We start from the raw sequence: 15,675 nt of genomic DNA on the forward strand, positions 1-15,675 counted from the left end.
TATCCCACCACGAGAGTGGGTAAGGCCCCCGGCTAGACCACCGGGTTGATAGGCCAGAGATGTAAGCACAGTAATGTGTTCAGTCGACTGGTACTAATAGGCCGAGGACTTACCTAAACAACACAGCGTTCTGCGCAAAGATTGCTCGCGTCCACCATGCACATCACGACACGCAACCCCCGACACTCTGGTCGGTGTGGGTTGACATGTTGATAGAGTTACGGCGGCCATGGCGGAGGGGAAACGCCCGGTAACATTCCGAACCCGGAAGCTAAGCCCTCCAGCGCCGATGGTACTGCAACGGGGACGTTGTGGGAGAGTAGGACGCCGCCGGACAAACATCGCTGTTCAAGGCCCACCCCTCACGGGGTGGGCCTTGACGCGTATCCGGACTCTTTTTCGGGCCCCCAAGGGGGCCCTTTTTTCGTGCCCGCTATCCGTGTAGCGCCGGCTGGAGGTGATCGCTGTTTCGTGTCAGAACCTGTGGCTGAACCACGGATCTCGACGCGAAACAGCGATCATCCTTTACCGACAGTGGGCGCCGCCTGCCAGATCACGCGCTGAGTGGGGGAACCACGGTGTCGAGGATCGCGGTGGCGGTGTCGTGGTCTCCGGCACGGTGCGCGGCGAGCAGCTGGGCGAACTTGTCGGCGTCGAGGATCGGCAGCCCGAGGTCGGCGGCCTTGGTGGCCTTGGATCCTGCTCCGTCGCCGACGACGACGAAGTCGGTTCTGGCGGACACGGAACCCGAGGACTTGCCGCCGAGTTCTTCGACGGCCTCGTTGCCCTGGTTGCGGGTCAGGCCGGGCACGGACCCGGTGACCACGACCGTCATGGCGGTCCCGTCCGGCCGGCGCAGTGGCAGCGCGGCGGCTGCCGCCGCGGTGTCGTCGGTGGCGGCAGCCGGGCCGGTGGGCTCGGTCATGTTCACGCCGTGTGCGGCGAGTTTGGCGATCAGCGGCGCGACCTCGGCGAGTTCGGCGCTGATGACCGCGGCGCGTTCGCTGCCGATGCCGTCGACCTGCTCCCACTCGGCGGGTGTCGCGGCGAGGATGGCGTCCATGGTGCCGAAATGGCGGGCGATGCGCCGGGACAGGGTGCGGCCCGTCATGCGGATGCCCAGGCCGGTGAGCACGCGCGACAGGGGCCGGGTCCTGGTCGCGGCGATGCTGTTGACCAGGTTCGTCGCCGACACGGCGCCCAGCCGGTCCATCGCGGCGAGGGTCGGCACGTCGAGGGCGTACAGGTCGGCGGCGTCGGTGATGTGGCCGGCGGCGAGCAGGGCGTCGAGGATCTTCTCGCCGAGGCCTTCGATGTCCATCGCGTCGCGGCTGGTGAAGTACAGCAGCGTGGCCTTCTCTCCGCAGGCCCGGCCGCGGGCGCAGTGCCACCGCTGGTTGCTGCGGTCGATCTCGCCGCCGCAGCGCGGGCACGACACCGGTGGGGTGTACGGCTCCGCGTCGGCGGGCCGGGCGTCGTGCACGGCGCCGGTGATCTCGGGGATGACGTCGCCGGCGCGGCGGACGTACACGGTGTCGCCGGCGCGGACGTCGCGCCGCTGCAGGTCGGCGAAGTTGTGCAGGGTCGCGGAGGTGACCACCACGCCACCTACCTGGACCGGTTCGAGCACGGCGACGGGGGTGATGACGCCGGTGCGCCCGACCTGCACGTCGATGCGCAGCAGTGTCGTGGTGCGGGTGTCGGCGGGGAACTTGTAGGCGATGCCCCAGCGCGGCGCCCGGGTGGAGTAACCGGCCTGCGCCTGGTCGGCGGCGAGGTCGGCCTTGACGACGACGCCGTCGATGCCGAAGCCGAGGTCGCCCCGGCGGGCCCCGAGCGCGGCGACGGCCGCGGTGACCTCGTCGATGTCGGCGCACACGGTCAGCCCGGCGGACGACTGCGCGGTGGTGGCCACGCCGAGGGCGGCCAGGTGGGCGATCGCCGTGGAGTGGCTGTGCGCGTGCTCGTCGGGTAGGCCGGTCGAGGCGTACGCCATGAAGGACAGGGGGACGTCGTAGACGCGCTGTGCCCGCAGTGATCCGGCGGCGGCCGAGCGCGGGTTGGCGAACACCGGCTCACCGTGGGCGAGCCGCAGGTCGCAGCCCTTGGCGAAGTCGGCGTCGGTCATGTAGACCTCGCCGCGGATCTCGGTGGTCACCGGCGCGGACAGCCGGGCCGGCAGGCCGGCGATCAGGCGGGCCTGGCTGGTGACGTCCTCGCCGGTGTAGCCGTCGCCGCGGGTGGCGATCAGCGTGAGCCGGCCTTCCGCGTACCGCGCGGCGATGGCCAGCCCGTCGATCTTCGGTTCGACGGTGTACCGGGTCACCGGGCGGCCCATCGCCTTGTCGAGCTTGGCCGCCCAGTCGTGCAGGCCTTCGGCGTCGAAGACGTTGCCGATGCTGAGCATGGGCGTGCTGTGCTCGATGTCGCCGCCGGGCGTCCCGACGACCGCGGTCGGGGAGTCGTCGGCCCGCCACTGCGGGTGCTCGCGCTCGCTGGCCACGATCCGGGCGTACAGCGCGTCGTATTCCGCGTCGTCGACGGTCTGCTCGCCGGCGTAGTACGCGGCGGCGGCGCGGCGCGCCCGCGCGACGGCCTCCCGGTATTCGTCCGCGGTGGCGTGCGGCCGGGCGTGGGCGGGGTCGACGATCGGGGCGGCTGCCGTGCCGTCGGCGGCGAGGTCGTCCTGCATGGTGCGTGCTCCTTCGTCCCGGCCTGCGTGGCCAGGCGGTACCGGGAAGGATAGTGGGCCGGTGTGACGGCCGCGCCGGTGCTGGTCGGGCGGCCTTTTCGGCACCCGGCGACCAGGTGCGCGCGCCACCGCCGACGGCATTCACGGCTTCCGCTCGTTCTGGGTGGAGTGAGGCGGCGGGCCACGCCGACCGGATGATCGGCGGTACGCGCCGGTGAGGTCTGGTGCCGGGGGTGTCGGGCTTGTACATTCCGGAAATGGCACCCGTCGCATCGTCGCCGGTCGAGTCGGCTTCCGGTGGTTCGCGGCTGATCAGCGGCCTGCTGCTGGTCGCGGTCGTGGGTCTGGCCGTGCTGATCGTGCGGTGGCCGGAGCCGCCGCCGGACGTGCAGCCGCCGTCGGTGCCGGGCGCACTCAGCCTCGGCGAGACGACCTGCAAGTCGATCGCGTTGAGCTGGGCCGGGTCGACGGACGACCGCGAGGTGACCGGTTACGAGATCCATCGCGACGGCCGGGTCGTCACCGGCGTCGGCGGTGGCGCGCGGTCCGTGGTGCTCTCCGACGTGCCCTCGGGCACCTGGAGTGTCCAGGTCAAGGCCCGCGACGAGGCCGGCAACGTGTCGCCGGCCGGCGACACGGTGACGGTGACGCCGCCGCAGTGCGGCGCGGATGCCAAGGCGCCCGGTGCGCCGGGCGGGGTAAAGGCCACCGCCGACGGCACCACGGTCACCATGACCTGGGACGCCGCCACCGATGACGTCGGTGTCGCGGCGTACGACGTGTTCCGGGACGGGGCGAAGGTCGGCTCCGTCGACGGCTCGGGCGGCCCGCAGTTCAGCTTCGTCGACCTCGGCGTGCCCGCGTCGTCCCAGCACCGCTACCAGGTCGGCGCTCGTGACGGCCAGGGCAACGCGTCGGCGCGCAGCGGCGGGATCGACGTCACCGCGGGCTCGTCCTGCACGCTGCTGTGCGCGATCACCCCGGTCGCCAAGGACACCGGTGTCGTCTCAGGCCTGGCGCAACTGCCCGACGGGTCGGTGCTCTACGGCCGGCGCGACACGTACGAGATCGTGCGGCTGGACCCGGGCACCGGCCAGGTCACCCCGCTGGGTGTGGTGCCCGGCGGAGCGGGCGTCGGCGGCGACGGCGGCTTGGTGAGTCTCGCGGTCGCGTCCACGTTCGCCAGGGACGGCTGGATCTACGTGCTCTACTCGACGGCGACCGACAACCGGATCGTGCGGCTGCGCCTGCAGGGTGGCGCGCTGAACGGCGGATCGATGCAGTCGCTGGTCGTCGGCATCCCGCGAGGGAAGGTCCACAACGGCGGGCGGCTGCGGTTCGGCCGGGACGGCAAGCTGTACGCCGCCACCGGGGACGCGGGCAACCCGCGGCTCGCCCAGGACCAGCGCAGCCTTGCCGGCAAGGTGCTGCGGTTCAATCCGGACGGCACGGTCCCGGCCGGGAACCCGTTCGGCGGCTACATCTGGAGCCTCGGCCACCGCAACCCGCAGGGCCTGGCCTTCGACTCGCGGGGCCGGGCATGGGTGCAGGAGTCCGGTGACGGGCTCGCCGACGAGACGAACCTGATCGTCAAGGGCGGCAACTACGGCTGGCCCGCATGCGAGGGCACCGAGTCGAAGTCCGCCGGCGGCTGCGAGACGCCGGGCTTCGTCGCGCCCCGGCAGACGTTCTGGGCCGGGGAGGGCGCCTGCGGCGGCATGGCGTTCGTACGCGACGTCTTCTTCCTCGCCTGTGCGGGCAGCTCGCGGCTGTACCGGGCCGATCTCGACGGCGACGGCCTCGCCAACGTGCAGGCGATGCTGGTCGGAGCCTACGGGCAGCTGTTCACGGTCGAGCCCGGAGCGGGCGGCACGCTGTGGCTCGTCGGCGGCGACCCCACCGTGGACGCCGGCACACAGTTCCTGCGGATCACACTGCCGCCGCCGGCCTGACCGAGGTGCGAGTCCGGATAACTGGATGATCTATATCGAGTAATCACATCTTGGACAGCGTGAAAGCTTCCGTGAACGCGCCTCCGGGGAATGTGACGGCGGTGTGGAGGTAGCAGGGGGATAGCGTGAGGAGACCGATCCGGGTGGGTTTCGATACCTAGCTTCTCTAGGTATGCAGACTGTGGATGTACTGGTCGTCGGCGCGGGTCTGGCAGGGTTGCACACGGCCCGCCTGCTCGCCCGACGTGAACTGTCCGTGCTGGTCGTCGACCGCCGCAGGTCGCTGTCGGCGGGCATCCGCACGACGGGGATCTTCGTACGCCGTACCCTCGAGGACTTCGACCTGCCGGACCACCTGCTCGGCCCCGGCGTACGGGACGTGCTGCTGTACCCGCCGTCGCGGTGCGCGCCGATCCGGCTGACCAGCGACCGGGACGAGTACCGCGTGGCCGACATGCCCGGCGTCTACGAGCACGCGCGCCGCGCGGCCGAATCGGCGGGGGCGCGGGTCATGCTGGGCGTGCGGTACGACGGCTCGTCGGCGGGCGTGGTGCGGCTCGAAGGCGCGGAGCCGGTGCGCGCCAGGTTCATCGTCGGCGCGGACGGCGCGCGCTCCCGGGTTGCCCGTGACCTGGGCCTGGACGTCAACCGGCGGCTCATCGTCGGCGCCGAACTCGTCCACCCGATCGCGTCGGGCACCACGACCCCGGCGTTCCACTGCGTGCTGGACCCCCGGGTCGCCCCGGGCTACCTGGGCTGGGTCATCGACGACGGCCACCACGCGCACGTCGGCGTCGCGGGCTACGCCGACGCGATGCGCGCCGGGGTACGGCACCTGCTGGACGAGTTCGCCGCCGACGCGCCCGGCCGCACCGCCCCGACCGGCCCGGTCGAGCGGCGCGGCGGCCCGATCCCGGTCGGCGGGGTGCTGCGGCGGCTCGCGTGCCCCGCCGGGCTGCTCGTCGGCGACGCGGCCGGAGCGGTGTCGCCGCTGACCGCGGGCGGCCTGGACCCGTGCCTGCGGATGTCGGAGCTGGCCGCCTCGGTCGCCGCCGACTACCTGCGCACGGGCGACGAGCAGCAGCTGCGCCGGTATGACGGGGGAGCGCTGCGAAGCCGGTTCCGCGGCCGCCTGCTGCTGCGCCGCGTGCTCGCCGGAATCCGGTCGCCCACGGCGGCGGAGGCGGCCGTCGCCGCGCTGCGCGTCGGGGCCGGTCGCGCCATGGCGGCGCGCGTGCTGTTCGGCGACGGTTCGTTCCCCGACGCCGAAACGCGGCGCGGGCACCGGCCGCGCAATCGCCACGCCGCCCGCAGCGCGGGTTAGCACGCCGTTATCGGGTGGCGAGGCCACGACGTCCGTCGTAGCATCGGCGGGCCGGGTCGGCTCCCAGGTGCGCTTCCTTCTCTCCTTCCTGCAAAGAATCCAGCGTTCCGACTCTCCGACCCGGCTTTTCCACGCCGGTGTCCCGGCGTCGGTCACCTGCTGCCGGAGGATCGTGCATGGACGCGCTCGCCACCGTCATGCTGCGCCGTGCCGGCGTGGTCGTGCTGCCGGCGCCTGCCGTCGAACCCGCGGCGGACGGTGCCGCGTGGGTGCGCGCGTTCGAGGCTGATCTCGCCGCGCGGGGCTGGTTGCTCGCGGCACCGCTGCGGGACCGGTTCGCGCGGCTGGACGCGCCGGCCCGGGCGCGCTGGGCCGACTGGGTCTGCGCGGTGGCCGACGAGACCTTTGGCGCCGACCGCGAGCACGTGCCGCTGTTCCGCAGCTTCCCCGACACACCGGAGGCTCCGGAGGCCCTGTTCGTCGATCGGCTCCTGGTGCACCTGTTCCAGGCGGACGCCGCACCGTGCGTGCTGTGCGGGACCTCCGGCTCGGTGCGCCCGCTGGACCCCTGCGGGCACCTCGTCTGCGCGGAGTGCTTCGATCCCGCCCACTACTCCGCCTGCGCCGTCTGCGGGCGACGGCTCACCTCGATCAGCCCGTATGTGCTGGTGACGGAGCCGGATCCGGAAGCCGGACCGGTCGGCAGGCCGCTGCGGCTGCGGCGGATAACCCTGGACGAGAACCCGGAGGCCACCGCGACGCGGCTGCGCGACGAGCTCGTCGCCCGTACGACCGCCCTCGGCGCGGCGGACCTGGCCGATCTGACGATCCTGGTGGCGGCTACCGCGCCGGGCCGCCTGGACTGGCTGCCGGAGAAGGTGCCGGCCCGCGAGACCTTGGCCGTGGTCATCGCGTGGGCGCTGCACGCGACCGCGCTGACCGACGGGTACGCGCAGGTGCTGCGCGAGGCGGTGGCGCGCTGGACGACCGTCACCGACGTCGCCCGCGCGCTGTGGGCGTACTCGGGCGGCGACGTCGGCCTCGTGCTGCCCCGCAAGCCCGGCGTCGACGGGCCGCTGGAGGCGTACCGGCCGGCGCGGGAGCCGCGGCTGACCGTGGACGTGCCGAAGGTGCGGGCGCTGCCGCGGCCCCTGCGCCGTGCCGTGCTGGCCTTCGTCGACGGGCTCGACCCGGCCACGGCCGCCGAGGACATGTCCCGGCACCCCGTCGTGTGGAAGCGGCTCGCCGAGCGCCTGCACCCGTACGAGCACATCGGCGCGTACCCGCAGGCGGCAGTGGTGTTCGCGGCCCTGCGCGGCACCCGTGCGCTCGCGACCGGCCCGCTCGGGCTGGCGATCGCCGACGTGGCGGCGCCCCGGCCCGAGCGGTTCGTCCTGGCGTACCACCGTGGCGGCACGGTATCCGTGCGGGTGCGCACCTTCGCCGCGCTGGTCGAGGATGCCGTCGCCGCCGACGTGGTGGCCGCCGCGACACTGCTGGCGCAGCGTCCCGGAGACCTGTGGCGGCGGGCGGACCACCTGCTGCGCCTGGCCGATGACGACCCCGACGCGCAGCGCACGATCGTCGACGCGCTGTCCCGCACCGCGGCCCGGGTCTCGCCGAACGTGCTGGCCGCGGCCGCGGCCTCGCTGAACGGCCGAGATGCTGCCGCCCCGCACGGCCGCGCTGCCGCCGTCGCGGCCGCCGTCCTGCCGGAGAGCGCGTCGGTCGCGGAGGCGGTCGCAGTCACCGAGACGGCGGAAACCGGCGTGATCGGCGCCGCGCTGCGCCGCGCGCTCCGCATCGCCGTACGCACACCGGCTCGGGCGGCACGGCCCGCAGCCGCCCGCGGTCCCGAGCCCGGCACCCCGCGCCGCACGTTCTTCCCCAAGGGCGACGTGGTACGCACCTGGACCGCGCCGGAGCACCGGGTCCCGCTGCCCGCCGGCGCGATCGCCCAGGTTCGCGCGATCACCGACACCGAGCTCGTGTCCCGCGCTGCCGAGCTGGCGCGGTACGACGTCGCCGTGCTCGACGCCGCGCTGGCGGCGATCCCCGCGCCGACGCGGGAGCGTGCCGGGTCGGCGCAGCTGGCCGGCTGGCCCCGCGGCAGCGTGCGCACGCTTGCCGAAGCCGACCTGCTGCGGCTGTTCCTGCACTGGGTCGACAGCGCCGGGCACCGCGTCGACCTGGACCTGTCCTGCGGCTTCTACGACGAGAACTGGACGCCGGTCGGCCACTGCGACTACACGCGCCTGCGGTTCAAGCACACCGCAGCGATCCACTCCGGCGACCTCACGTCGGCACCGGCTCCGCTGGGCGCCACCGAATACCTCGACCTGAACCGGGCCGCACTGGTGAACGCGGGTGTGCGCTGGGCGGTGCCGGTCGTGCTGAGCTTCAACGACGTGCCGTTCGAGCTGCTCGACGCCGCCTTCGCCGGGTTCTCGGCGCCGGTGAAGGGCAGCCGCCGGTTCGACGCGGGCCGGGTCATGCAGAAGTTCGGGCTGCGCGGTGACGCCAGATCGCTCGCCCCGCTGGTCCTGAACGTCGCCACCGGCGAGGTGATGTGGATCGACGCGAGCCTGTCCACCAAGGGCTACGGCCACAACATCGGCGCGCACAGCGCCCGGCTCGGCCGGCTCGCCGCCGACCTGTGGGAGCACTTCCGCGACGGCAGCCGCCCGTCCCTGCTCGACGTCGCGGCCTGGCACGCGGCGGCACGCGCCGACCGGGTCTACGTGGTCCACGCCGACGGCACGGCCACGCCCGTCAAGGCCGGCGACCCGGTTTCGGCCGTCGCCGCGATCCGTACCGTGGCCGCCGCGGCGAGCGGCGATGCCGCAGCCGACGCCGTGGGACGGGTGTTCGCGGCGACGGAGGACGAGGGGCGGTTGTCGGCGATCGTGGGCGGTGACGTCGCGCAAGGCTCGGCGGTGCTGCTCGTGGACGGCGACCCCGGCGCGTCGTGGACCCGCGTGACCGCAGCCGACCTGATGGCGGCCCTTGCACCGCCGTCCTAGATCGAGGTGGCTGGTTCGGCGTTCTCGGCAGGCACCCCGCGGACGATGGCGTGGTCCGTTATGTTCTGTCGATGACGGAACGGCTGGACGCTCACGCCGCGCTTGAGGCCTGACGGCCATGGCGAGCGGACTTGAGGGACTTTCTGCAACCGCGGCGGTATGGGACGCCGAATACGCGGCGGGCCGGTACGAGGGCGAACCCCCGGTCGGCCTCGTCGACGACATCGTCGCCGCGGCCCGCGTCGACGGAGCCGGCTCCGGGCTCTATGTCGGCTGCGGCAGCGGGCGCAACGTGTTGCCCATGATTGCAGCGGGACTGGATCTCACCTGCATCGACATCTCGGGCGCGGCGATCGACCGACTCCGGCGGAAGCTGCCCGGCAAGGCGGCGCAGTTTCACGTCGCCACGGTCGCCGACCTGCCCGCTGGGCAGTGGCCGCTCGTGATCGGTATACAGGTCTTTCAGCACGGAGATCGGGAAACCGCGCACGACAACCTTCGCGCAGCTCGGGACAAGGTCGCGCCCGGAGGCCTGTTCGCGTTGCGGGTCAACGCCGTCGGCACCGACGTGTGGCCCGCGCACGACGTCGTGCGCCGTCACGCCGACGGAGGCTGCACGGTGCGATACCTCGCCGGCCCGAAGTCCGGCGAGTTGATTCACTTCTACAGCCGGGACGAGGTCCTCGCCCGCTTCGCAGGATGGGGCGAAGTGCTTGCACTGCGTATCGCACGGATGGCGCGCAAACCTCCCGAGCCGGGTGAGTGGTGGCAGTGGGAAGGCATCTGGCGGGCACCGGCGAGCCTCGGCTGACCGTCGGCGACCGGAGCACCCCACACGGGTCAGCGCAGGCGTTCGACGGTGACCGGGATCAGGCCCTGGCCGCGGGCGTCGGTGCGCAGGCGGCACAGCAGCGGTGCCAGGAGGTGCGCCGACGTGTCGTCGGGGCGGTCGGTGGCCAGGTCGACGGCCCAGGCCAGACCGCTGCCGATGCGGCGCAGCGTCCAGGTCGCCGTCTGCCCGTCCAGGGTGCGCCGGGTGCGCCCGGCGATGCGGTTCGCGGCGTCGTCGGCGCGGTCGAACGGCTGCATCCGCCACCCGCTGCGCAGCGCCGCAAGCCCCGCCTCGGGCAGCTCACCGGCGAGCAGCACCCGGTAGATGCGGCGTTCGGCCGTGGCCTGTGCGGGCACCAGGTTCAGCGGTGCGGCGGCGGGCAGGTCGAGCCGGTCCAGGAAGTGGCGGCGCAGCGCGGGCTCCGGCAGCAGTTCACCGCCGCCCAGCTGCCGGTATGCCGCCTGCGCGCCCGCCCGGGCGACGGGAGTCACCCTGGCCTGCAGCCGGGCGTCGTCGCGCAGGCCACGGCTGAACGTGGCGGCGCTCCACCAGGTGCCACCGGCGGTCCAACCCGCACTGTCCAGGGCGGACGTGGTGCCGTCGGGGCGCAGCACGAATTCCTCGACGACGATGCCCTCGGGCGGCAGCGCGCGTTCGCGGGCCCGGATGTTGGGGAAGACCAGGTAGTAGTCGAGCTGCTCGGCGACATCGACGGCGGCATGATGTGCAGCGCGGCTCATGGACTCGATGGTGCCGCCGCTGGCGCGGGATGGCGGGGCTGACACGCCGTGGGCGACGTGTCAGATATCGACCGTTGACGTATTGCCTGGTGGGGGGAGCGGGGCGGTCGTGATGCGACAGCCCCGCTTCCGTGTCGCGGGTCGGGAGCTCAGCACCTGGTGATGGTCGAGTTGTTCAGGGTGATTCCGGAGATGGTCAGGTTGTCGGCGCAGGGGTTCTCGACGATGCGGTTGTCGACCAGGGTGAAGTTGCGCAGGGTGATGTCGCGGTTGCCCGCGAACTCGGTGCGTTCGGCCAGCCGGACCTCACCGCCGCCGCTGATCGTGCCACCGTTGGCGGCGACGTTCACGTTGTAGCAGTTCTCGATCAGGATCGCGTTGTTGCCGGTGCCGGCGATGTCGACCCGGTCGATCGCCGCGCCGCCGCTCTCGGACACGCAGAAGATGCCGCGGCCGCCGCCGCGCGCCCGGACGGTGCCGACGCGGACGTTGGTGGCGTAGCCGGCACCGATCCGGCCGTTGCGGTTGGCCATCCGGAATGCCGCGTAGCCGGTGCCGGCGCCGGCGTTCTCGGCGTCGACGGTGCCGACGGTGGCGTTGACGGTCTGGTTGAGCAGCAGCCCCGATTCGCCGACGTTGCGGGCAGTCACGGTGCCGACGGTGAGGCCGTCGACGCCGTAGGTCTCCACGGCGTGCGAGCTCGCGCCCGAGACGTACACGTTGTCGATGCGCACGTTGCGGGTCCACTGGCTGGTGTCGCCGCGGTTGTCGATGCGCACGCCGAGGCCGGCGGACAGCCGCATGTCGATCTGGCCGAGGATCACGTCGGTGACGTTGCGCATGAAGATGCCGTACAGCGGCGTGCCGGTGAGGTTGAGGTGCTGGACTTCGACCTGGGTGGTGCCGCGGGAGTAGATGGGGGCCTGGTCGCCGCTGCCCGTGCCGGTCACGTTGATGGTGCCGCATATGTCGATCGTGGTGTAGCTGGGCAGTGAGATGCGGGCGTTGGCGCTCATCGACCCGGAGCCGCGGACGACCACGCGCTGCTTGGCCGTCCGTCCGGCGGACAGGCTGTTCACGGCGGCCTGCACGGCCGCGCGCAGGTCGGTGCCGGTGTAGACGGTGCTGCCGCCGTTGCGGGCGGTCCAGGTGGACCCGCTGAGCACGGCTTCGGCGTTGAACGAGCCGCCGCCGCATCCGGTGCCGCCGCCGGTGCCGAGTTTGACGAGCTGCCACTGCTGGTTGTAGCCGTCGAGGTCCTGGTACTGCGAGACCATCGCGCCGTCGGCGGTGGACCAGCTCCACACTTCGAGGGCTTTGCCGCTGTGCCGGCTGATGAAGCGTACGTGGCCGCCGGTGGAGTCGCTGATGCCGAAGTGCTGGCGGGTGTTGCCGCTGACGGCGGCGTTCTGCACGAGCTGGACGCCGTCGTTGGCGTTGGGCAGCTCCAGGACCTTGCCGCTGTGCACGGAGCGGATCTGGTAGTAGCCGCTGCCGACGTCGACGAAGCGCCACTGCTGGACCGCGAGGTCGTTGCGGGTGAACTGGTTGACCGGCGCGCCGTCGGCGGTGGACCAGTTCCACAGGTCCATCGCCTTGCCGCTGTTGCGGTTGACGAGCACGTATACCGCACTGGTGTCCACGGTCGCCGCGTGCGCCGGCTGGCTGGTGGTCAGCGTGCCGGTGATGGCCAGCAGCGCGGTGGCGAGCACGGTCAGCAGTGGACGCCGCCGGCGTCCGGGTGGGGTGCGTCCGTATTCGGGCCGCATGTGTTTCCTCCTCCGTCGAGACACGTCGAGGACGCCGCCCGGAGGCGAAGATGCGGCTTCGCCGGCGCCACAGGGGAAAGCGCTTTCCTCCGGCGAGGCTACGACGGGTAGTTATGGATGTCAATGCCAACCTTGCCTGCATCGTGCGGGTTGACCCCACAGGAGTCAGCCCTTAAGTTTGTTAATACGATAAACTTACATGCGTCGCCCCGGTGAATCCCGCCTGGTCGCACCGGTCCGGGCCAAGGCCGCACGCAGTGCCAGCGCGTCGACCGGTCGGACACCCCGGCGACCGACTCAAGAAGGGTCACCAGTCATGCGCAGACGCACCTCCGCCGCCGTGGCCGTCACGGCGGCCGTCCTGGCCGCCGTCGGCACCGGCGTGATCACAGCACTTCCCTCGTACGCGGCCACCGGCTGCCGCGTCGCCTACACCGTCAGCAACCAGTGGCCGGGCGGCTTCGGCGCCTCCGTCAACGTCACCAACCTCGGCGACCCGATCAACGGCTGGACCCTCGTCTGGTCCTTCGCGGGCGGCCAGCAGGTCACCCAGTACTGGAGCACCGCGCTGACCCAGAGCGGGTCGCAGGTCACCGCCCGCAACGTCGACTACAACGGCTCGCTGGGCACCGGCGCGAGCACGTCGTTCGGCTTCAACGGCTCGTGGACGGGCAGCAACCCCGTGCCCACGGGCTTCACCCTCAACGGGGTCGCGTGCACCGGCGGCGTCTCCGGCACGCCCAGCCCCACCCGGTCGGTCACACCGTCGCCGTCGCGCTCGGTGACCCCTTCGCCGTCACGTTCGGTGACGCCGTCACCGAGCAGCGGCACGCCGGGTGTGCCGTCGGACGCGGTGTGGAGCGCCTCGGGCCAGTGGGACACCTGGACCAACAACGGCTACACCGTCTACAACAACATCTGGGGCTCCGGGGCGGGGTCGCAGACCGTCTGGGCGCGCTCCGGCACCAACTGGGGTGTGATCGCCAACCACCCGCGCACGTCGGGCGTGAAGTCCTACCCGCACACCGTCAAGGGCTCGGTCAACCGCACCGTCAGCTCGCTGTCCTCGATGACCAGTTCCTTCAACGTGAGCGTGCCCGGCAGCGGCGACTACTCCACGACGTACGACATCTGGGCCAACAACTGGGCCTACGAAGTGATGCTGTGGCTGAACTGGAGCGGCGCGGTCGGCCCGATCGCCGAGCAGTACGACGCCAACGGTGCCGTGCCGGCGTTCCGCAACGTCAGCCTGGGCGGGCACACCTGGAACATCTACCGGGGATCCAACGGTGCCAACGCGGTGTTCTCGTTCCTGCGCACCAGCAACACGAACTCCGGCACGATCGACATCCGCGCCATCCTGAACTGGCTGCGTACCCAGGGCTGGTGGGCTGATGTGACCGTCGGCGAGGCCCAGTTCGGCTTCGAGATCAGCGGCACCAGCGGTTCGTCCGCGTTCACGGACAACAGCTTCGCCATCGCGTGGAGCTGACCATCAGCAGGCGTTCCGCGTGAAGTGGTGTCCGCCCGGTTCGCCGGGCGGGCACCGATCCAGGCGTGTCGTGCGTCGGGTCAGCGGATGAGCAGGCGAGCGAGCTCGGCCGCGAGTTCGGCGGTGCCCGCGGCTATGAATGTTCTACGAGAACGCATCGCTTTGGCGATGTCGTCGAGGTGAGTTAGCCGGTAGTCCAGCGGAAGCGGGTCGCCGTCGAGGTCGATCACGATGCCCCCGGCCGCGTGGAGAACGTAGTGGCCCGGGGCCAGATCCCAGATCGCGAACCCCTTCGCAAATTCGATCATGGCATCGGTGAATCCGGCCGCGACGTGACAGAGGCCTACGGACCCGAAGTCGACGCCGACCCTCCCCTTGGCCTTGCCCGCTGCGTCGGGCTGTGCGAGGGCCTCCAGGAGGCGATGCTGCTTGGCCAGCGGGGTAAGGCGCTCGGACGGCTTCATCAGGAAGTTGGTCACTATGGAGTCGGTCAATGGGCGCGTGCGGCGGTTGCCGAGCCGATGCACGTCGCCAGTGGCCGTGAGCAGGAATGCGTGATCCTCGGCCCCGTCGTACGCGGCGACGTAGAGCTGGACGTGGTGGAAGATGTCGCCGATCACGGCCGCGACCGGGCGGCCCAGGGATCGTGAGTACGCCAGGACGTGCGTGTAGCCGTTGAGGCCCCGTACGGCGAGTTCGCTCGTGTCCAGGGGATCGACCAGGACACAGAGGTCGGGGTCGGGATCCGCGCCCACGATCTGCGGCTCGGCTTCCTCCGAGGCGTATACGAAGCTGGGGAGATGTTGCTGCAGCAGCACCTGATAGCGGTCGTGCATCCACAGATCGTGCTCGGACAGGAAATTGTCGGAGTGGCGCGCGTTGTCGCTCTCTCCGGCATCGCCAGTAAGCGCCGCCCGTAGCAGCTTCGGCCGGACGTCGGTCATGGCCTGGGAAACCGCATCGGCAAGCTGGCGACCGAGCTCGGGGATGTTTTCGTATCCGGTCATCGCGATCCTTCTGGCTAGCGCAGTTCCAGCGGCGGTTCGATCCCCGGCGGACTCATCGTTGCCGCGATGAAGATCGCGTCGAACTCGGCGGCCTGCATGATCTGCGCCCCGGTCAGGTCATCGAAGCCAGACACCTCGAGATCGCTGCCTTTGGTCATGGCACCGAACACGGCGAAGTGGAGCATTGCTCGCGGATAGCGCTCGCGTACCTGTCTGGCGATGTAGCCCACGACGTCGGCGTGCTTGACCTCGAAGTCGCAGATGACGATCGTGGCCGTCTCGGGGGCATCTGGCATGTATGAGTCGGGAGCGAGAGTGACCTCGTCGCGGATCTTGTTGCATTTGAGGTACCCGATCGAGCACCGCCCAAACTGCGCGGATGCCTGGTGGCAGGCGCTCGTAGCAGTCTGCGACGAGATCAGCTGGCGAGATATCCTCCTCGCTGACACCGAGCGGGCCCCGCCCGTACGCGGTTGCCAGAATCAGCAGGCTGGAGAATGCGGGTGGGGATCCGCCCGCGCCCTTTCCTCGGGACCACGTTCCCAGGAGTTGATCGTTGTGCCGCCGAGGGTTGTCTGATGCTCAGCGACCTCGTTGTACCTCGCGGCTGCCTGGTCCTGCGAGAGCCCGGCGGCATATCGGTAGGCCTGTACGCAGGGCAGGTCGCGATGACGGTTCATGAGTTCGGCGGCGGCCAGTCTGACCGTGCTCAGCTCGCGCCAGAGTTCTTGTCCTTGCCGTGCCAGCTCGCGCCCTCGGGTCTGCGGACTGGACTGGCCGGCGATCCGATGATTCATGAGCCCGCTCCAAGGTGAGGTTCCCATGCGCACGGACAGATTACCCA

General features: G+C 71.3%; 11 protein-coding genes and 2 rRNA genes. 7 read left to right on the top strand and 6 right to left on the bottom strand.

The annotated features are described in order from the left end of the window. Positions 1 to 117 (top strand): 23S ribosomal RNA (locus HAV39_RS12355); the annotation flags it as partial. Between the two features lie 102 nt (positions 118 to 219). Continuing rightward, positions 220 to 336 (top strand): 5S ribosomal RNA (gene rrf, locus HAV39_RS12360). Positions 337 to 553: 217 nt separating this feature from the next. Here rrf and ligA read toward each other — a convergent pair. After that, a complete protein-coding gene (gene ligA / locus HAV39_RS12365; protein WP_191839348.1) occupies positions 554 to 2,692 on the bottom strand; it encodes an NAD-dependent DNA ligase LigA in 2,139 nt (712 codons plus the stop codon). 257 nt (positions 2,693 to 2,949) lie between these two features. Here ligA and HAV39_RS12370 point away from each other — a divergent pair, with 257 nt between their 5' ends. The 4 genes from HAV39_RS12370 to HAV39_RS12385 all read left to right on the top strand — a co-directional run bounded on the left by HAV39_RS12370 (position 2,950) and on the right by HAV39_RS12385 (position 9,802). Further along, positions 2,950 to 4,644: a PQQ-dependent sugar dehydrogenase gene (locus HAV39_RS12370; RefSeq protein ID WP_191839349.1), complete on the top strand. Its 1,695-nt coding sequence runs from the start codon at positions 2,950 to 2,952 to the stop codon at positions 4,642 to 4,644. Positions 4,645 to 4,816: 172 nt separating this feature from the next. Further along, positions 4,817 to 5,968 (top strand): NAD(P)/FAD-dependent oxidoreductase, encoded by a 1,152-nt coding sequence (locus tag HAV39_RS12375; protein WP_191839350.1) that lies wholly within the window; start codon positions 4,817 to 4,819, stop codon positions 5,966 to 5,968. 176 nt (positions 5,969 to 6,144) lie between these two features. Continuing rightward, positions 6,145 to 8,991, top strand: a complete 2,847-nt coding sequence (locus tag HAV39_RS12380) for an MXAN_6230/SCO0854 family RING domain-containing protein (protein WP_191839351.1) — start codon at positions 6,145 to 6,147, stop codon at positions 8,989 to 8,991. 118 nt (positions 8,992 to 9,109) lie between these two features. Next, positions 9,110 to 9,802 (top strand): class I SAM-dependent methyltransferase, encoded by a 693-nt coding sequence (locus HAV39_RS12385; protein ID WP_191839352.1) that lies wholly within the window; start codon positions 9,110 to 9,112, stop codon positions 9,800 to 9,802. Positions 9,803 to 9,831: 29 nt separating this feature from the next. On the opposite strand, the gene HAV39_RS12390 is transcribed toward HAV39_RS12385, so the two are convergent. Together HAV39_RS12390 and HAV39_RS12395 are read right to left on the bottom strand one after the other, a co-directional pair. Beyond that, positions 9,832 to 10,563 (bottom strand): hypothetical protein, encoded by a 732-nt coding sequence (locus HAV39_RS12390; RefSeq protein ID WP_191839353.1) that lies wholly within the window; start codon positions 10,561 to 10,563, stop codon positions 9,832 to 9,834. 149 nt (positions 10,564 to 10,712) lie between these two features. Then, positions 10,713 to 12,332, bottom strand: a complete 1,620-nt coding sequence (locus HAV39_RS12395; RefSeq protein WP_191839354.1) for an RICIN domain-containing protein — start codon at positions 12,330 to 12,332, stop codon at positions 10,713 to 10,715. Between the two features lie 316 nt (positions 12,333 to 12,648). Between HAV39_RS12395 and HAV39_RS12400 the strand changes: the two genes are divergently transcribed. Continuing rightward, positions 12,649 to 13,824 (top strand): glycoside hydrolase family 12 protein, encoded by a 1,176-nt coding sequence (locus HAV39_RS12400; protein WP_191839355.1) that lies wholly within the window; start codon positions 12,649 to 12,651, stop codon positions 13,822 to 13,824. 80 nt (positions 13,825 to 13,904) lie between these two features. Here HAV39_RS12400 and HAV39_RS12405 read toward each other — a convergent pair whose 3' ends face one another. The 3 genes from HAV39_RS12405 to HAV39_RS12415 all read right to left on the bottom strand — a co-directional run bounded on the left by HAV39_RS12405 (position 13,905) and on the right by HAV39_RS12415 (position 15,628). Continuing rightward, the gene (locus tag HAV39_RS12405; protein ID WP_191839356.1) at positions 13,905 to 14,831 is read right to left on the bottom strand and encodes an inositol monophosphatase family protein; all 927 of its coding nucleotides are present in this window, start codon (positions 14,829 to 14,831) and stop codon (positions 13,905 to 13,907) included. A 14-nt stretch (positions 14,832 to 14,845) separates the two neighbouring features. Next, positions 14,846 to 15,127: a hypothetical protein gene (locus HAV39_RS12410; protein WP_191839577.1), complete on the bottom strand. Its 282-nt coding sequence runs from the start codon at positions 15,125 to 15,127 to the stop codon at positions 14,846 to 14,848. A gap of 186 nt (positions 15,128 to 15,313) precedes the next feature. Next, positions 15,314 to 15,628 carry a hypothetical protein gene (locus tag HAV39_RS12415; RefSeq protein WP_191839357.1) on the bottom strand — a complete coding sequence of 105 codons (315 nt, stop codon included), beginning with the start codon at positions 15,626 to 15,628 and terminating at the stop codon, positions 15,314 to 15,316. Between the last annotated feature and the right edge of the window lie 47 nt (positions 15,629 to 15,675).

The sequence above is a fragment of the Catellatospora chokoriensis genome, from assembly GCF_011297315.1.
Taxonomy (GTDB): domain Bacteria; phylum Actinomycetota; class Actinomycetes; order Mycobacteriales; family Micromonosporaceae; genus Catellatospora; species Catellatospora citrea.

What these genes read in the sequence shown, in the direction of transcription:
- ligA (WP_191839348.1), bottom strand. Translation starts at nt 2,692, where the DNA reads ATGCAGGACGACCTCGCCGCCGACGGCACGGCAGCCGCCCCGATCGTC.
- HAV39_RS12370 (WP_191839349.1), top strand. Translation starts at nt 2,950, where the DNA reads ATGGCACCCGTCGCATCGTCGCCGGTCGAGTCGGCTTCCGGTGGTTCG.
- HAV39_RS12375 (WP_191839350.1), top strand. Translation starts at nt 4,817, where the DNA reads ATGCAGACTGTGGATGTACTGGTCGTCGGCGCGGGTCTGGCAGGGTTG.
- HAV39_RS12380 (WP_191839351.1), top strand. Translation starts at nt 6,145, where the DNA reads ATGGACGCGCTCGCCACCGTCATGCTGCGCCGTGCCGGCGTGGTCGTG.
- HAV39_RS12385 (WP_191839352.1), top strand. Translation starts at nt 9,110, where the DNA reads ATGGCGAGCGGACTTGAGGGACTTTCTGCAACCGCGGCGGTATGGGAC.
- HAV39_RS12390 (WP_191839353.1), bottom strand. Translation starts at nt 10,563, where the DNA reads ATGAGCCGCGCTGCACATCATGCCGCCGTCGATGTCGCCGAGCAGCTC.
- HAV39_RS12395 (WP_191839354.1), bottom strand. Translation starts at nt 12,332, where the DNA reads ATGCGGCCCGAATACGGACGCACCCCACCCGGACGCCGGCGGCGTCCA.
- HAV39_RS12400 (WP_191839355.1), top strand. Translation starts at nt 12,649, where the DNA reads ATGCGCAGACGCACCTCCGCCGCCGTGGCCGTCACGGCGGCCGTCCTG.
- HAV39_RS12405 (WP_191839356.1), bottom strand. Translation starts at nt 14,831, where the DNA reads ATGACCGGATACGAAAACATCCCCGAGCTCGGTCGCCAGCTTGCCGAT.
- HAV39_RS12410 (WP_191839577.1), bottom strand. Translation starts at nt 15,127, where the DNA reads ATGCCAGATGCCCCCGAGACGGCCACGATCGTCATCTGCGACTTCGAG.
- HAV39_RS12415 (WP_191839357.1), bottom strand. Translation starts at nt 15,628, where the DNA reads ATGAATCATCGGATCGCCGGCCAGTCCAGTCCGCAGACCCGAGGGCGC.